At 34.1% G+C, this 1,570-nt stretch carries 1 protein-coding gene; it reads left to right on the forward strand.

The features are described 5' to 3' along the window. Window positions 1-68: 68 nt before the first annotated feature. The coding region (locus HCJ45_RS14785) for an N-acetylmuramoyl-L-alanine amidase (protein ID WP_187125291.1) at window positions 69-1,570 on the forward strand (1,502 nt) is incomplete at its 3' end.

The following is a 1,570-nucleotide window of genomic DNA, read 5'->3' on the forward strand; positions in this document are numbered from 1 at the left end:
GTTCTATACTTTTGTATTAAAATCAGATATTATTATTTATATAATAAAATTAAAAAGGGGTTTTTGTATTGAAAAATAACAGAAAATGCATCACAACTATTTTAGCTTTGACACTCTTAACAACTTTCTCGCTATCTACTCCTGTATTGGCAGAAGATTCTCCAAGCAACACTCCTATAGATGCGGAAACAATTCTAAGTGAGGACATAAATGAATCCGTTTACACGCCAGAAATACAAAGCAAAGAGGAAAAAGCAGAGGCAGAAGCAAAACCAACTGAAGAAATAAATCCAGAAGCAACAACCAAGTCCGCTCGTCTTTTTTCAAGCTCAAAAAGCTATTCTGCTGCAAACCAGTATATTATTAGCCAGAACTATACGAATCCTGTCATTGAAAAACAAATAAAGAACTTTGAGCGATTTAATTATAAAGATGGATACGGCAAACCAAGAGGATTTGTTGTTCATGAAACAGCCAATAATAATTCTACTATTACTAGTGAAATTAATTACATGACTTCTAATTGGAGAAACGCATTTGTTCATACCTTTGTAGATAGCAGTCGTATTATCCAAATTCATCCGACTGAATATGGAGTATGGGGTGCAGGCGCGAAAGCTAATTCGTATTTTGTTCAATCTGAGTTAGTACGAGAGAGTACAAAAGAGAAATTTTATAAATCAATAAACAATGATGCTTATTATGTCGCATATAATTTAAAGCAATATGGTTTAGTTCCAGTAAATGCACATAATACTGGTGTTGGAACTGTTTGGTCTCATGATTCTGTCAGCCGTTATCTAGGTGGTACTACTCATAGTGATCCAGTAAGTTATTTTGCAAAATGGGGATATACTTTTAATGAATTTTTTGATTTAGTAAATTACAAATATAACGAACTTTCTGCACCTCTTAATAAAACATACTATGCGAAGTCAGCAGTAAGCCTTAGAACGACTGCAGACTGGTCAAGCAATATAGTTATCAATATTCCAGAAGGTGCAACTGTTACAATTAATGAAAATTCTAAAACAGCAGATGGCTTTTATAAAGTAAGCTATGGTGGAAAAACCGGTTGGATGAAACTGACCTATTTCTCTAAACAACCTGTTCTTAATACATATTATGCCGCTTCTGACTTAAACTTAAGAAAATCCGCTTCATGGGATAGTGCTATTGTTGGGACAGTTCCAACAAATGCTAAAGTAACCATCAATAATACTACAAATACTGATAACTTCTACAAAGTTACCTATAATGGGATGACCGGCTGGATGAAATTATCTTACTTTGCAAGTAAACCTGTTTTAGAAAATGTTTATGCTAAATCAGCTATTGACTTAAGATCCGCTGCTAATTGGGATAGCTCTATAGCTTTCAGTCTTAAAGAAGGCGACAAAGCCACTCTTAATAACACCACAGAAACGAATGGCTTTTATAAAATTACTGTAAATGGCAATGTTGGCTGGATGAAAGCATCTTATTTTGCAAACAAACCTGTTTTAGAAAATGTTTATGCTAAATCAGCTATTGACTTAAGATCCGCCGCTAATTGGGATAGCTCTATAGC

This window comes from Listeria immobilis (assembly GCF_014322845.1).
Lineage (GTDB): Bacteria > Bacillota > Bacilli > Lactobacillales > Listeriaceae > Listeria > Listeria immobilis.